This window comes from Mycobacterium sp. NGS41, from assembly GCF_059812725.1.
The window spans coordinates 204,625-216,554 of record NZ_JCALDF010000002.1 but is presented as its reverse complement, the minus strand read 5'-3'; the positions used below and the strand labels follow the sequence as shown (position 1 = coordinate 216,554).

Below are 11,930 nucleotides of genomic sequence, written 5' to 3'. Positions count from 1 at the left end.
CAGACACAGGAGGGTGACGATGCCGAACTCGTCAATCAAGAACGAAAAGATGTATCAGGATCTGCGCAAGCAGGGCGATTCGAAGGAAAAGGCGGCGCGGATCTCCAATGCGGCCGCGTCTCGCGGTAAATCCTCGGTGGGCCGCAAGGGCGGCAAGTCGGGGTCCTACGCCGACTGGACCGTTCCGCAATTGAAGAAGCGAGCCAAAGAGCTTGGCATGTCCGGCTATTCATCGCTGACAAAGGACAAGTTGATCACCAAGCTGCGCAACCATTGAGTCGCGGCGGCGCCGTCAACCGGTCAGGCCCAGGCGCCGCGCCAGCACCAGGAACGCGACGGCGTAGTCGTTGTCGGCGGTATGGGCGCTGACTAGGTCCCAGTCCAGGTGTTCGCGGATCGCGCGCACGGCCGGCAGCAGCGTGCCGAAGTCGCAGTGATGCTCGCCCAGCGAGCGGAGCTTCTGGATCAGCACCGTAGTGGGCGGCAGCACCGGCATCCCGATCGCCAGCACGTCATGCTGTTCAGCGCTGTCCAAGGTGGCCTGGTCGACCGGCACCCCGTTGACCCGGTGCAGCACGTCGACGCACTTGTCGGCGGTGCGGGCCTTGAAAAGCCAGTCTTCTGGCGGATGCTCGATGACGAACCCAGCATTTCTGAGGGTGGTTTCGGCGTTCGCCACATCGGACTCCGCTACTACCAGGTCGACGTCGTGGCTGGGTTCTGGTGCGCCGTAAGCCCACAAAGCGTAGCTGCCGGCCAACGCGAAGCGCGGCCCATTCTCCTTCAATGCCGACGCGGCACCACGCAGCGCCTCGCGCAACGGGGCGCAACAGGAAGGCGAATCCGTGGGCGTCTCAATGGGTGTCATCGTGGATAGGTCATACCCCGGCGCAGGGGTGAGCAACCTACCGCTGTTTAAGTGGTTGTGAAATGGGCAATCCGCAGCTATGTCGGCCCCAGCGTTCAGAATCTACGACCAGGTTGCCGTTGTGATTCCCGCGTGCAACGAACGGTCGAACCTGCCGGGATGCCTGCGCGCGACGCTGACGGCGGCGCTTTGTGTGCCGATCCCGGTCACCATCGTGGTGGTCCTGGACGCCAGCGACGACGGCAGCACCGAGCTGGCCGGCCAGTACGGGCCCGATGTGCACTTTGTAAGCGTCGACGTCCGCAACGTCGGCGCCGCGCGGGCGGTCGGATTCGGTTACGCCCGCTCGCTGTACGGACACGGCACCGAGTGCTGGTACGCCACGACCGATGCCGACAGCCGGGTGGATCCCGGCTGGCTGGTACACCAATTGGAGCTCGGCTCGGACATGGTCTTGGGCGTGGTGCGCGTCACCGACTGGCGCCACCATTCCCCCGAGGTCGCCGACCGCTATGAGCGGGCCTACGAAGCGGAGGAAGAACACATTCACGGCGCCAACATGGGTTTCAGCGCTCGCGCTTACTGGCGGGTGGGCGGGTTTCGGGCCTTGTCCTCGGGCGAGGACGTCGATTTGGTCGCACGTTTCGAAGCCGCCGGCTACAGCATTCACCGGAACACCGACTTGTCGGTGATCACCTCGGCGCGCGCGCAGGCCCGGGCCCCGCGTGGATTTGCCCATCGCCTCAGCCAGCTGGGCCAAGCACCGACGGGAGGTAGCGCGTGACCGCTGGCCTGGTAAAGCACTGGCTGGAGTCGGGACGACTGGAGTTGCCGCTGCCTGCATCGGGACGCACCGCCGAGCGCTGGCAGCGTCTGGCGCTACTGGCCGAGGAGGACATCGTGGCGGCCCGCATCGCCGAGGCCCACGTGGACGCCGTCGCGATCCTCGACGAGTTGGGCGGCAAACCACCGGAGTCGGGGCAGTTGTGGGGGGTGTGGGCGGCCGAGTCCCCCGACGCGATCCTGAACGCTACTGAGATCGGCGGCGGCACGTTCGCGCTCAACGGCACGAAGGTGTGGTGCTCGGGCGCCGGCTTCTGCACCCATGCTCTGGTGACCGCCCGGATCGACCAGGGGCAACGCGGCCTGTTCGCGGTAACGATCACCGATCCTGCCGTCAAACCGTTGCCGAGTACTTGGTGGAATGCCGGAATGGCCGGCAGCGACACTCGACCGGTCCAGTTCAGCAACGCACATGCAGTCGCCGTAGGCGATCCGGGCGACTACCTGAGTCGGCCCGGCTTCTGGCACGGTGCAATTGGCGTCGCCGCGTGCTGGCTGGGCGGTGCGCGCCGAGTCGCTAACCCGTTGTACCGTTGCGCCAGTAGCGAATCGGCCGACGCATACTCGCTCGCTCACCTGGGCGCCGTGGACGCCGCCCTCGCCGCCGGCGAGGCGATCCTGGGCTCGGCCGCAGCCCAGATCGATGCCGACCCGTTCGACCGGGAGGGCGTCGCCCAACTGGTGGCCCGACGGGCCCGCACGGTCGTGGAACACGCGGTCGACGAAGCCATCACCCGCACCGGACGCGCGCTCGGTCCGGGCCCGCTATGTCAGGATGGCCGGCACGCTCAGCGAGTGGCCGACCTGACCATCTATATACGGCAAAGCCACGCCGAGCGAGATTTGGCCGAGCTCGGGCGGCTAGCGGGGCGGCCGTGCTGAGGACGTCTTGAGCACGGTTCCGGCCGGCAACAGCGCCCGGCTTGCGGCCACGCCGCTGTCCGCTGAGGGAACCCCGATGCAGCGGTGGCTCGATGCCCGTCACGAAAGCCCCTTGCCGGAACTGGATCTGGCCGGCTGCCCGGGCCTGGTCGTCGTCGCGCCACATCCCGACGACGAGACGCTCGGCTTAGGCGCGATGGCAGCCCAGCTCGCGGCGTCGGGGGTCGACGTCCACGTGGTGTCGGTCAGTGACGGCGGCGCCGCGCGGCCCGGCGTGACGCCGTTGCGGCGGATTCGGCTGGAGTACACCAGACGGGACGAACTGGCCAGCGCGGCGGAGATTTTGGGAACTCGTTCGGTGGTATCCCTCGGTCTCCCAGACGGCGCATTGGCCGACCATGAAGAGGAGCTCACCGATTCGCTGACCAGGATCCTCGCCGATGTGACACCCGGGACGTGGTGTGCGGCCACCTGGCGGGGCGACGGCCATCCCGATCACGAGGCCGTCGGCCGCGCGGCCGCCGAAGCTTGCGCTCGCACCGGTGTCGATTTGGTGGAGTATCCGATTTGGATGTGGCACTGGGCCAGTCCGGACGATCCCGGGGTGCCCTGGGACCGGGCATTCTCGGTGCCGGTGACCGAGGGGGCGCTCGAGTGCAAACGCCTTGCCGCACAATGCTTTCGCAGCCAGTTCGAGCCGGACACCAAAGGGCTGGCCGCAGTGCTGCCGGCGTTCGTGCTACAGCGACTGCTCGCGGTGGGAGAGGTGGTGTTCCGATGAGTAGCCGGTTGCCCGATGCTTACTTCGAACGGATGTATGCCAGCGACGACGATCCATGGCAGTTGAGGTCGCGCTGGTACGAAAAGCGCAAGTACTCCATCACTTTGGCCATGCTGCCCGATCGCCGGTACCGGCACGCGTTCGAGCCGGGCTGCTCGATCGGCACACTGACCGCACTGCTGACAGTGCGCTGCGACCACGTGACCGCGGTGGATGTGGCTGACAGCGCGATTCGCACAGCCGATGCCCGGCTGCGTGCGGGCAGGTTGCGCGGCCAAGTGACCCTCGCGCGGGCATCGCTGGACGACGAGTGGCCCCCCGGGCCGTTCGATCTGGTAGTGCTCAGCGAAGTCGCCTACTACCTGGACGCCGACGCGCTGGTCGCGGTGTTGCGACGGGAGTGCCCCCGGCTGCTGCCCGGCGCCACCGTCATTGCTGCGCACTGGCGCCACGACGTGGCCGACTATCCGCTCACCGGTGACGAGGCCCACGCCATCATCGCGGCCACGCCCGGGCTGACGTCGCTGGGCTGCTACCGCGACCGCGACGTCGTCATCGAGGTCTTCCAGACCGGTGCCGGGCTATCGGTGGCGGCCCGCGAAGGGGTACCGGGGTCCCTCGGTTAGCCATGCGAGTGGCGACCTTCAACATCCTGCACGGCCGCACTGTCGGCGACGGGGTCGACCTGGCGCGGCTTCGCGACTGTGTGCGCCGCCTTGATCCCGACGTGCTCGCCCTGCAAGAGGTGGACTGTGAGCAACCGCGCTCCGATCACGCCGACCTAACCGCGGTTGCCGCCGAAGCCATGGGCGCCGTCGCGCACCGGTTTGTGGCCGCGATCGCCGGGACCCCCGGGGCCACCTGGATGGCCGCCACCGGCGACGAACAGCCCGGAACGGCGGCCTATGGGATTTCGCTGCTGTCCCGGTTTCCGGTGGACAGTTGGCAGGTGGTGCGATTGCCCCGGATTCCGTTGCGGTTTCCCATGTATCTGCCCGGCCCGAACCGGGTGATGATGGTCGACGAGGAACCGCGGGCGGCGGTCATCGCGCAGCTGCGCACTCCGCTGGGCGCGCTGACGGTGGCCAATACCCACTTGTCTTTCGTACCCGGCTGGAATCGGCGCCAGCTGCGACGACTGATCCACGACCTGCGCGGCTTCCCGGGCCCGCGCCTGCTGACCGGAGATCTCAACCTCGCACTCCCGGCGGTGCGGCGCTGGTCGGGCATGCGGCCGTTGGCGGTAAGCGCGACATTTCCCGCGGCCGATCCCGACCGCCAGCTCGACCACATCCTGACCGACGACCCCAGCCTGCGTGGCGGTCCCGCCGAGGCCGAGCCGATGCCGATCTCCGACCATCGACCGCTGGTGGTGGATATCCAGCGAGTGTGAGCAGGGTCGGTTTCGCGATTCAGCGGCCGGGCGCCAGCTCCGCGATGCGAGTGAACTCCAGGTTGTCCAGGAGATCCTGCGGGTCGGCGAAAATCGGTGACGCGCCGGCGGTTTGCAATTCCGCACCGGAAATCCCGCCGCTCAGCAAGCCGACGCACTCCAGCCCGGCGGCCAGTGCGGCTCGCGCATCCCACACGGCGTCGCCGACGAATACGGCACGGTCGGCAGTCACGCCGGCCCGGTCCAGCGCGACTTCGACTATGCCGGGTTCGGGTTTGGCGGTGTCGACATCGTGGGACGACGTCGTGGCCGAGACCACGTCTTCGCAATTGAGCACCTTGCGCAGCACCGCCAATTCGTCCTCGGGTGCAGAGGTGGCCAGCACCACCTGCAGACCGAGATCGGCTACCGCGCGCAGCAACTCGCGTGCGCCCGGAAGGGGCGCCAAAAGCGGGCTCAGATCACGGTAATAGCGGCTGTGCGCGTCGCTGAGCCGATCCTGCACGTCATCAGGCGCGTCGTGGGACAGGCTGCGAACCAACTTCGAGCCGTCCATGCCGATGCTGCGGTGTATACGCCAGGCCGAAACCGGTATGCCTTCGTCGTCGAAGGCGCGTTGCCACGCATGGACATGCAGGTAGTTGGAATCCACCAACGTTCCGTCCACGTCGAACAGTACGGCGGGAGTGCCGTGGCGGGGATTGTCTGGCGGCGCAGAGTCCGCGGCCGGGTTATTCATCGGATTGTTCGTTTTCTGCCGGGGCATGTCATGGGTGGGAGATACCCACATTGGCGCGGCCGACACCGATAGGTCCGGCCCTTGACCGAGGCAAGGACCGGACCCATCGGTGAATCGAGCTACTGGTTCTTCTTCTGACGCTCCTCGGCGGCTTCCGCGCCACCGCGCGCAGATTCCGCTTCCGCCTCTTTCTTGGCCACATCGCGCTGCGCGTCGGCCTTGTCCTGCTGCGCCTGGCCTTCTCGCTTGAGGTCGTCCCTACCGGTCACGGCTCCGCCGACTTCCTTGACCTTGCCCTTGACGCCCTCGACGACTCCCTCGACGCCTTCGGCCGGTCCGCTCTTTTCACCCATGGCTTTGTCCTTTCGTGGTACTGAGCTTGTGCTCTTCGGCCGCGGACGCGAACAGCTACCGCCGGCAGTAGCCGGCGTCGACGCGTTGGGTGGCGTCCGGCGCTGATTAACTCGTCCGCAGCTACCGACTTCCCGCCGGCGAGTTCGCCAAACAATTTCCCGGCAACTCGGCGATCCTGCCTGGTCAGCGGGCTGCGTCGGGGGTAATGCGAGCTAACTTCGGGTCCGCGGTTTGGACGGCGTTTTCCCGGGTATGCGGCCGTGTCGGCGGCGTCAATAAGCGGTGTGAAAGGGGGGTTCGACACGATCACCATCGCTGTTATCGGGGCTACCGGCACGGCCGGAACTCGCGTCGTTGCCAGGCTGAAGGGCCGCGACGTCGTCGTGGTCGAAGCCTCCCGCGCTTACGGTGTCGACCTGGTCAGCGGCCACGGCTTGATGGAGGCGCTGGAGGGAGTCGACGTCGTGATCGACGTCGCGAACCCGATGCCGGCCGACGATCATTCCAACGTCACCGACGCCATCACCACCGCATCTCGCAACCTGGTCGGGGCATGCGCCGCGCAAGGAGTTCAGCGACTGGTCGTGTTGACGCTCGCCTGCATCGACGATCACGCATTTGACGCGATTCCCTACTACCTGGCCAAACGCGAGGCGAAGGAGATAGCACTGACCAGCCCGGTGCCGGCGACGGTGGTGTCGTCCACCCAGTGGTACGAATTCGCCACCAACCCCACCGCGGTGACCTTCAACGACCGCGCGGTGATGGTCGAGGACTGGCTGATTCAGCCCATTGCCGCCGACACCGTCGCCGATGTATTAGTCGAGACGGCTCTGGGCCAGCGGCACACGCCGCTGACCATCACCGGCCCACGCGACATCCGGTTACCGGAACTGACGGCGAAGCTGCTCACCCACTACGGCGATAGCCGGAAGGTACGCGTCGTGGAACCCGCGCTGCCTGCGCTCGGCTCAGGAGCGCTGCGAGCTCCCGACCACGCGATAGTGCTGGGTCCCACGGTCGACGGCTGGCTGGGCGAGCTGCCACCGGACGGCACCCGCGCTGCGGTCGACGATCGGGCGACAACCGAAATCACCTAATAACGTGATCTCACAACGGCGCTCGTAGAAAATGACCGGTGCGACGTATAACGACGAAAAATTCGGGTATCAGGACCTATGTGAGTGAAGCCTCGCGTGCGGGTCAGACTGTGGTCGTCACGGGTGCCAGCGGCGGAATCGGCCGCGCCACTGCTCGGGCCTTCGGCGCGCGGGGCGCGCAGGTCGGCCTGATCGCCCGGGGCGAGCAGGGACTGGCCGCCGCGGCCCAAGAGATCGAAGCCGCCGGCGGTAAGGCGTGCGTGATACCGGCCGATGTGTCCGACCCCGAACAGTGCGAGGCGGCCGCCGAGGAAGCCGAACGCACTTTCGGACCTGTCGACGTGTGGGTGAATGTCGCTTTCACGTCGGTGTTTTCCCCGTTCAGTGAGATCACGCCGACGGAATTCCGGCGCGTGACCGAGGTGAGCTACCTCGGCTATGTCTACGCCACCATGGCGGCGTTGCGCAGGATGAAGCCCCGAAACGCCGGCACCATCGTGCAGGTTGGCTCCGCGCTTGCCTACCGCGGAATTCCGCTGCAAAGCGCGTATTGCGGTGCCAAGCATGCGATTCAGGGTTTCAACGAGTCGCTGCGATGTGAGTTGCTGCATGAGCGCAGCAAAGTACGCGTCACGATGGTTCAGATGCCGGCGGTCAACACCCCGCAGTTCTCCTGGGTGCTGTCGCGGCTGCCCAACCAGGCTCAGCCGGTTCCTCCGATATACCAGCCCGAGATCGCCGCACGCGCAGTGCTGTACGCCGCGGATCATCCCCGGCGGCGCGAGTACTGGGTGGGCGGCAGCACCGTGGGAACGTTGGCCGCCAATGCAATTGCGCCCGGTCTGCTCGATCGATACCTTGCGCGAACCGGCTTCGATTCACAGCAGACCGACGATCCTCGCCCGCCCGATCAGCCGGCCAACCTGTGGGAACCCGCCGACGGCGCACGCGGTCACGATTACGGCGCGCACGGTATCTTCGACGACCAATCCACCAGCCGCAGCGTTCAGCTATGGGCCTCTCAACACCACGGCCTACTCGGCGGTACCGCGACGGCGGCCCTTGCCGCCGCAGCCGGGATGGCCGCGCGGCAGTTGCGGCGATGGCGCCGATAACTGCGCACACCCCCCGACCCACCATGTCAATTGCTCTGCCTAGGAGGGAAATCAATGTCCAAACAAGAAGTCAGCGACTACCTGCTGGAGCGGTTGCGGGCATGGGATGTTCAGCACGTCTTCGCCTATCCGGGAGACGGAATCAACGGCATACTCGCCGCCTGGGGCCGGGCGGACAACCAGCCGATGTTCGTCCAGTCGCGCCATGAGGAAATGAGCGCGTTCGAAGCGGTCGGCTACGCGAAGTTCACCAACCGTGTCGGGGTATGTATGGCCACGTCGGGGCCCGGCGCGGTGCATCTGCTCAACGGTTTATACGACGCCAAACTCGACCATGTGCCGGTAGTGGCCATCGTCGGACAGACGAACCGCAGCGCCATGGGCGGGTCCTACCAACAAGAGATCGACCTGATGAGCCTGTACAAGGACGTCGCGAGCGATTACGTCCAAATGGTCACGGTCCCAGAGCAATTGCCCAACGTACTGGATCGCGCCATCCGGGTGGCGATGACCCAGCGCGCCCCGACCGCACTGATCATCCCGGCCGATGTCCAGGAACTGCCGTATTCCGCTCCGACGCATGCCTTCAAGATGGTGCCGTCCAGTTTGGGCGTCGAGTGGCCGGCCATCTCCCCCGACGATGCCGCCATTGCCCGCGCGGCACAGGTTCTCAACGAAGGCAAGAAAGTTGCCATGCTGGTGGGCACCGGTGCGCGCGACGCTGCCGCGGAACTCACCCAAGTTGCCGAGCTGCTGGGCGCCGGTGCGGCCAAGGCGCTATTGGGCAAGGACGTGCTGTCCGACGAATTGCCTTGGGTCACTGGGTCGATCGGCCTGCTGGGCACCCGGCCCAGCTATGAGATGATGCGCGACTGCGACACCTTGCTGACGGTGGGATCCAGCTTCCCCTATACCCAGTTCCTGCCCGAGTTCGGGCAGTGCAAAGCGGTGCAGATCGACGTCGACGCGCGGATGATCGGAATGCGCTACCCATACGCGATCAACGTGGTCTCCGACGCGAAGACCGCGCTGCAGGCGCTGATTCCGCATCTGCATCGCAAGGAAGATCGGTCGTGGCGCGAGGGCATCGAGGCGGATGTGGCGCGCTGGTGGGAAACCATGCAAATGGAGGCGATGGTCAACGCCCATCCGGTCAACCCACTGCGGCTGTTCTCCGAGCTGTCGCCGCAGCTGCCCGACAACGCGATCATCACCGCCGATTCCGGATCCGCAGCCAACTGGTACGCGCGAGTCCTACGATTCCGCGGCAACATTCGGGGCTCGCTGTCGGGCAACCTGGCCACCATGGGCCCCGGCGTCCCGTATGCGATCGGCGCGAAATTCGCTCACCCGCAACGGCCGGTCATCGCGTTCGCCGGGGATGGCGCCATGCAGATGAACGGCATGGCCGAACTGATCACGATCAAACGGTACTGGCAGGAATGGGACGACCCGCGCCTCATCGTGGCGATCTTGCACAACAACGACCTCAACCAGGTCACCTGGGAAATGCGCGCCATGGCCGGCGCACCGAAATTCGCAGAATCCCAAGTGCTTCCCGACGTCGACTTCGCGGGATTTGCGGCCGGTCTGGGCCTCAACGCCTTGTCCGTCAAGGATCCCGAAGAACTCGGCAACGCCTGGCGAGAGGCGCTGTCGGCCGACCGGCCCACAGTGCTGGATGTCTACACCGATCCCGATATGCCTCCGATCCCGCCGCACGCCACCTGGGAGCAGTTCAAGGCGGCCACCGCCGCGGTGTTGGCCGGCGACGAGGACCGGATGGGCTTCGTCAAGGTAGGCCTCAAAACCAAAGCGCAGGAGTTCCTGCCCCACAAGAAGAAGTAACCTCAGCGGCGCAGGGTGAGCGCGCTGCGCAGGTCGTCGACGAATGCTTTGTAGGCCTCGTCGTGGCGTTCGCTGCGGTCGCGCAGCACCGCCGACGGGTGAACGGTCGCTACCACGATTGGCTCATCCGGTAGCTGCACATCGATCGCGGTGGGCAGCGGGGTGGCCTCGCCGCGGTGAGCGGACACCCGAAATGCCGTTCCCAGCAGTGATTGCGCGGCGGTGGCTCCCAGGCAGACGATCACCTTCGGTGCCACCGCCTCGATTTCGGCGATGAGCCAGGGCTGGCACGCGACGACTTCGGTACGGCCAGGCTTCTGGTGTATCCGCCGTTTGCCGCCCTTGCGGGTGAACTTGAAGTGCTTGACGGCGTTGGTCTGATACGTCGATGCCGGATCGATTCCGGCGTCATCGAGGGCGCGAGCGAGCAGTCGACCAGCAGGCCCGACGAACGGCGTGCCGGCGCGGTCCTCCTGGTCGCCCGGTTGTTCGCCCACCAACATGATGGCCGCCCCCGACTTCCCGTTACCGAAGACCGTTTGGGTGGCGTTCTCGAACAGCGGACAGCCCCGGCACGACTCGGCCGCGGCCTCCAGCGACTCGAGCGAGCGGTCCTCGGGAAGATAGCGGTCGGCGCCGGTTGCCATGCCGTGGGCATACCCCTGCCGGTGAGCCCGAAAACCGCAGCGGACCAGCCCCGGAAAAGGGTGTAGCGGCCCCCGGACCGGGGTACTGCATCCCAATAGCGGCATCGCGAAAGGACGGTGAGAGCGTGAGCCGTTGGCCGCGGCTGCTGTGCCTGGGCACGTGTGGCGCCGTCATGGTGGCGACCGGTTGTGCTGCGCCGGGGTCGTCGCTGGAGAGCGCGCCCGCCGTCGCCAAGTGGTCTGTCGGCACGGCGCTGCACAATCCCGTGTGGTCGTATCGCGTTGGGGCCCTTGTTGCGCTCACCGATGATCACCAGCTGGCTGAGATCAGTCCGGGCGGCCGGCCGGACCAATCCACGATGCGGCTATCGGGCCCGATGGCGGTGGGACGCAACCTGCAGATCAGCCAGAAGGACGACCGGATCATCTTCGTACCGCAGCCGGAGCGCGGCAAGGTCGCCAGTGTGGACCTCGAAAGCCTGCGCCAGATCGATGATTTCGATGCCGGCCCGGCCCCGGCGTATCTCGCCGAAGATGCCGGAATGCGCGTGTTGCTCGCCCTGTCCGCCGATGGAAAGTCGGTGACACCGGTGGATCAGTACGGCTACCGCAAACTACCGACCGCGAAGGTCGTGGGCGATCCCGCGGACAGCATCGACGGAGCCAACCGGGGCCGCGATATCGACTACCACCTCTTCGGATCATCGGGAATTCGCCACTACAAAGGCCCCTCATCCCCCCCGGAGGAACGGGGTTCGCTGGACGTCGATGTCGCCGTCACCGCGGGTGACGGCACCGCAGCGGGCCGCAGCTACGTCGCCGGACATAACGACAACGTGCTCTATGCCGTCGACGCGCGCCGCGGCGGAGAGGGGATGACGGTGCTGGCCAGTGCCCGGCTACCGGCACCGATTCGCGCGCTGGGAACCGACGACACCCGGATCTATGCCGCCACCGACCGCGAGGTGGTGGTGCTCGAGACCGCGAGCTTCACCGGTTTTCCGCAGCAGACCATTCCCGTCATCCGCGTCATCGACTACCGGGCGGGCCTGCCCGGTGGCGCGGTCAAATCGGCACGGCCCTCCGGTATGGCGATCGGGCCGCACCGGGTGTATCTCACGTTGGCCGAGACCGGCGATGTCGTCAGCGTCGCCAAACCGCACTTATGACAAGACGTAAGACGAGGCGCGAGGAGGACCGATGAGCGTGACACAGGAAAGCAGTGCAGCGACGGTCGATATAGACGCCGACGTCGAATTGCTCACCGAACAGATCACGGCACTCAAGGAGTTGGGCAGCAAGGGCCAGGTCAGCGAAGGGCAGCGCTACGACTTCAGCATCAGATGGGGAACGATACAGG

Annotated in this window: 14 protein-coding genes; 10 read left to right on the top strand and 4 right to left on the bottom strand. The window is 66.3% G+C overall.

Going from position 1 to position 11,930, the window contains the following annotated elements:
• The first annotated feature begins 19 nt into the window (after positions 1-19).
• A complete protein-coding gene (locus AC5Y21_RS03235; protein WP_499909349.1) occupies positions 20-277 on the top strand; it encodes a DUF7218 family protein in 258 nt (85 codons plus the stop codon).
• A 15-nt stretch (positions 278-292) separates the two neighbouring features.
• Here the strand turns inward: AC5Y21_RS03235 and AC5Y21_RS03230 are convergent, their stop codons facing one another.
• The gene (locus tag AC5Y21_RS03230) at positions 293-868 is read right to left on the bottom strand and encodes a nucleotidyltransferase (protein ID WP_499909347.1); all 576 of its coding nucleotides are present in this window, start codon (positions 866-868) and stop codon (positions 293-295) included.
• Between the two features lie 79 nt (positions 869-947).
• Between AC5Y21_RS03230 and AC5Y21_RS03225 the strand changes: the two genes are divergently transcribed.
• From AC5Y21_RS03225 to AC5Y21_RS03205, 5 genes are read left to right on the top strand one after another with little or no spacing between them, the layout of a single operon-like run.
• On the top strand, positions 948-1,652 hold the full coding sequence (locus AC5Y21_RS03225) for a glycosyltransferase family 2 protein (protein ID WP_499909346.1): 705 nt from the start codon (positions 948-950) through the stop codon (positions 1,650-1,652).
• The gene (locus AC5Y21_RS03220; RefSeq protein WP_499909345.1) at positions 1,649-2,593 is read left to right on the top strand and encodes an acyl-CoA dehydrogenase family protein; all 945 of its coding nucleotides are present in this window, start codon (positions 1,649-1,651) and stop codon (positions 2,591-2,593) included. Before AC5Y21_RS03225 ends, AC5Y21_RS03220 begins: the two co-directional genes overlap by 4 nt.
• A 7-nt stretch (positions 2,594-2,600) precedes the next feature.
• On the top strand, positions 2,601-3,374 hold the full coding sequence (locus AC5Y21_RS03215; protein WP_499909344.1) for a PIG-L deacetylase family protein: 774 nt from the start codon (positions 2,601-2,603) through the stop codon (positions 3,372-3,374).
• Positions 3,371-4,000 carry an SAM-dependent methyltransferase gene (locus AC5Y21_RS03210; protein WP_499909343.1) on the top strand — a complete coding sequence of 210 codons (630 nt, stop codon included), beginning with the start codon at positions 3,371-3,373 and terminating at the stop codon, positions 3,998-4,000. The genes AC5Y21_RS03215 and AC5Y21_RS03210 overlap by 4 nt, the downstream gene beginning before the upstream one ends.
• Positions 4,001-4,002: 2 nt before the next feature.
• The gene (locus AC5Y21_RS03205) at positions 4,003-4,767 is read left to right on the top strand and encodes an endonuclease/exonuclease/phosphatase family protein (protein ID WP_499909341.1); all 765 of its coding nucleotides are present in this window, start codon (positions 4,003-4,005) and stop codon (positions 4,765-4,767) included.
• Positions 4,768-4,786: 19 nt separating this feature from the next.
• Here AC5Y21_RS03205 and AC5Y21_RS03200 read toward each other — a convergent pair whose 3' ends face one another.
• The gene (locus AC5Y21_RS03200; RefSeq protein WP_499909339.1) at positions 4,787-5,506 is read right to left on the bottom strand and encodes an HAD family hydrolase; all 720 of its coding nucleotides are present in this window, start codon (positions 5,504-5,506) and stop codon (positions 4,787-4,789) included.
• A gap of 119 nt (positions 5,507-5,625) precedes the next feature.
• The gene (mbp1, locus tag AC5Y21_RS03195) at positions 5,626-5,859 is read right to left on the bottom strand and encodes a microaggregate-binding protein 1 (protein WP_499909337.1); all 234 of its coding nucleotides are present in this window, start codon (positions 5,857-5,859) and stop codon (positions 5,626-5,628) included.
• A 285-nt stretch (positions 5,860-6,144) separates the two neighbouring features.
• Here mbp1 and AC5Y21_RS03190 point away from each other — a divergent pair, with 285 nt between their 5' ends.
• The 3 genes from AC5Y21_RS03190 to AC5Y21_RS03180 all read left to right on the top strand — a co-directional run bounded on the left by AC5Y21_RS03190 (position 6,145) and on the right by AC5Y21_RS03180 (position 9,923).
• Positions 6,145-6,960 carry an SDR family oxidoreductase gene (locus AC5Y21_RS03190; protein ID WP_499909335.1) on the top strand — a complete coding sequence of 272 codons (816 nt, stop codon included), beginning with the start codon at positions 6,145-6,147 and terminating at the stop codon, positions 6,958-6,960.
• A gap of 80 nt (positions 6,961-7,040) precedes the next feature.
• Complete coding sequence (locus tag AC5Y21_RS03185; RefSeq protein WP_499909333.1) at positions 7,041-8,075, top strand: SDR family oxidoreductase; 1,035 nt, start codon at positions 7,041-7,043, stop codon at positions 8,073-8,075.
• A gap of 54 nt (positions 8,076-8,129) precedes the next feature.
• On the top strand, positions 8,130-9,923 hold the full coding sequence (locus AC5Y21_RS03180) for a thiamine pyrophosphate-requiring protein (RefSeq protein WP_499909331.1): 1,794 nt from the start codon (positions 8,130-8,132) through the stop codon (positions 9,921-9,923).
• Positions 9,924-9,925: 2 nt separating this feature from the next.
• On the opposite strand, the gene AC5Y21_RS03175 is transcribed toward AC5Y21_RS03180, so the two are convergent.
• On the bottom strand, positions 9,926-10,570 hold the full coding sequence (locus AC5Y21_RS03175) for a UdgX family uracil-DNA binding protein (protein ID WP_499909329.1): 645 nt from the start codon (positions 10,568-10,570) through the stop codon (positions 9,926-9,928).
• Positions 10,571-10,743: 173 nt separating this feature from the next.
• Between AC5Y21_RS03175 and AC5Y21_RS03170 the strand changes: the two genes are divergently transcribed.
• On the top strand, positions 10,744-11,739 hold the full coding sequence (locus AC5Y21_RS03170; RefSeq protein ID WP_499909575.1) for a hypothetical protein: 996 nt from the start codon (positions 10,744-10,746) through the stop codon (positions 11,737-11,739).
• The last annotated feature ends 191 nt before the right edge of the window (positions 11,740-11,930 follow it).

Bases quoted from the DNA above. Each gene is read 5' to 3' on its own strand.
- AC5Y21_RS03200 (WP_499909339.1), bottom strand. From the start codon at position 5,506: ATGAATAACCCGGCCGCGGACTCTGCGCCGCCAGACAATCCCCGCCAC.
- AC5Y21_RS03235 (WP_499909349.1), top strand. From the start codon at position 20: ATGCCGAACTCGTCAATCAAGAACGAAAAGATGTATCAGGATCTGCGC.
- AC5Y21_RS03205 (WP_499909341.1), top strand. From the start codon at position 4,003: ATGCGAGTGGCGACCTTCAACATCCTGCACGGCCGCACTGTCGGCGAC.
- AC5Y21_RS03175 (WP_499909329.1), bottom strand. From the start codon at position 10,570: ATGGCAACCGGCGCCGACCGCTATCTTCCCGAGGACCGCTCGCTCGAG.
- AC5Y21_RS03180 (WP_499909331.1), top strand. From the start codon at position 8,130: ATGTCCAAACAAGAAGTCAGCGACTACCTGCTGGAGCGGTTGCGGGCA.
- AC5Y21_RS03170 (WP_499909575.1), top strand. From the start codon at position 10,744: ATGGTGGCGACCGGTTGTGCTGCGCCGGGGTCGTCGCTGGAGAGCGCG.
- AC5Y21_RS03210 (WP_499909343.1), top strand. From the start codon at position 3,371: ATGAGTAGCCGGTTGCCCGATGCTTACTTCGAACGGATGTATGCCAGC.
- AC5Y21_RS03230 (WP_499909347.1), bottom strand. From the start codon at position 868: ATGACACCCATTGAGACGCCCACGGATTCGCCTTCCTGTTGCGCCCCG.
- AC5Y21_RS03225 (WP_499909346.1), top strand. From the start codon at position 948: ATGTCGGCCCCAGCGTTCAGAATCTACGACCAGGTTGCCGTTGTGATT.
- mbp1 (WP_499909337.1), bottom strand. From the start codon at position 5,859: ATGGGTGAAAAGAGCGGACCGGCCGAAGGCGTCGAGGGAGTCGTCGAG.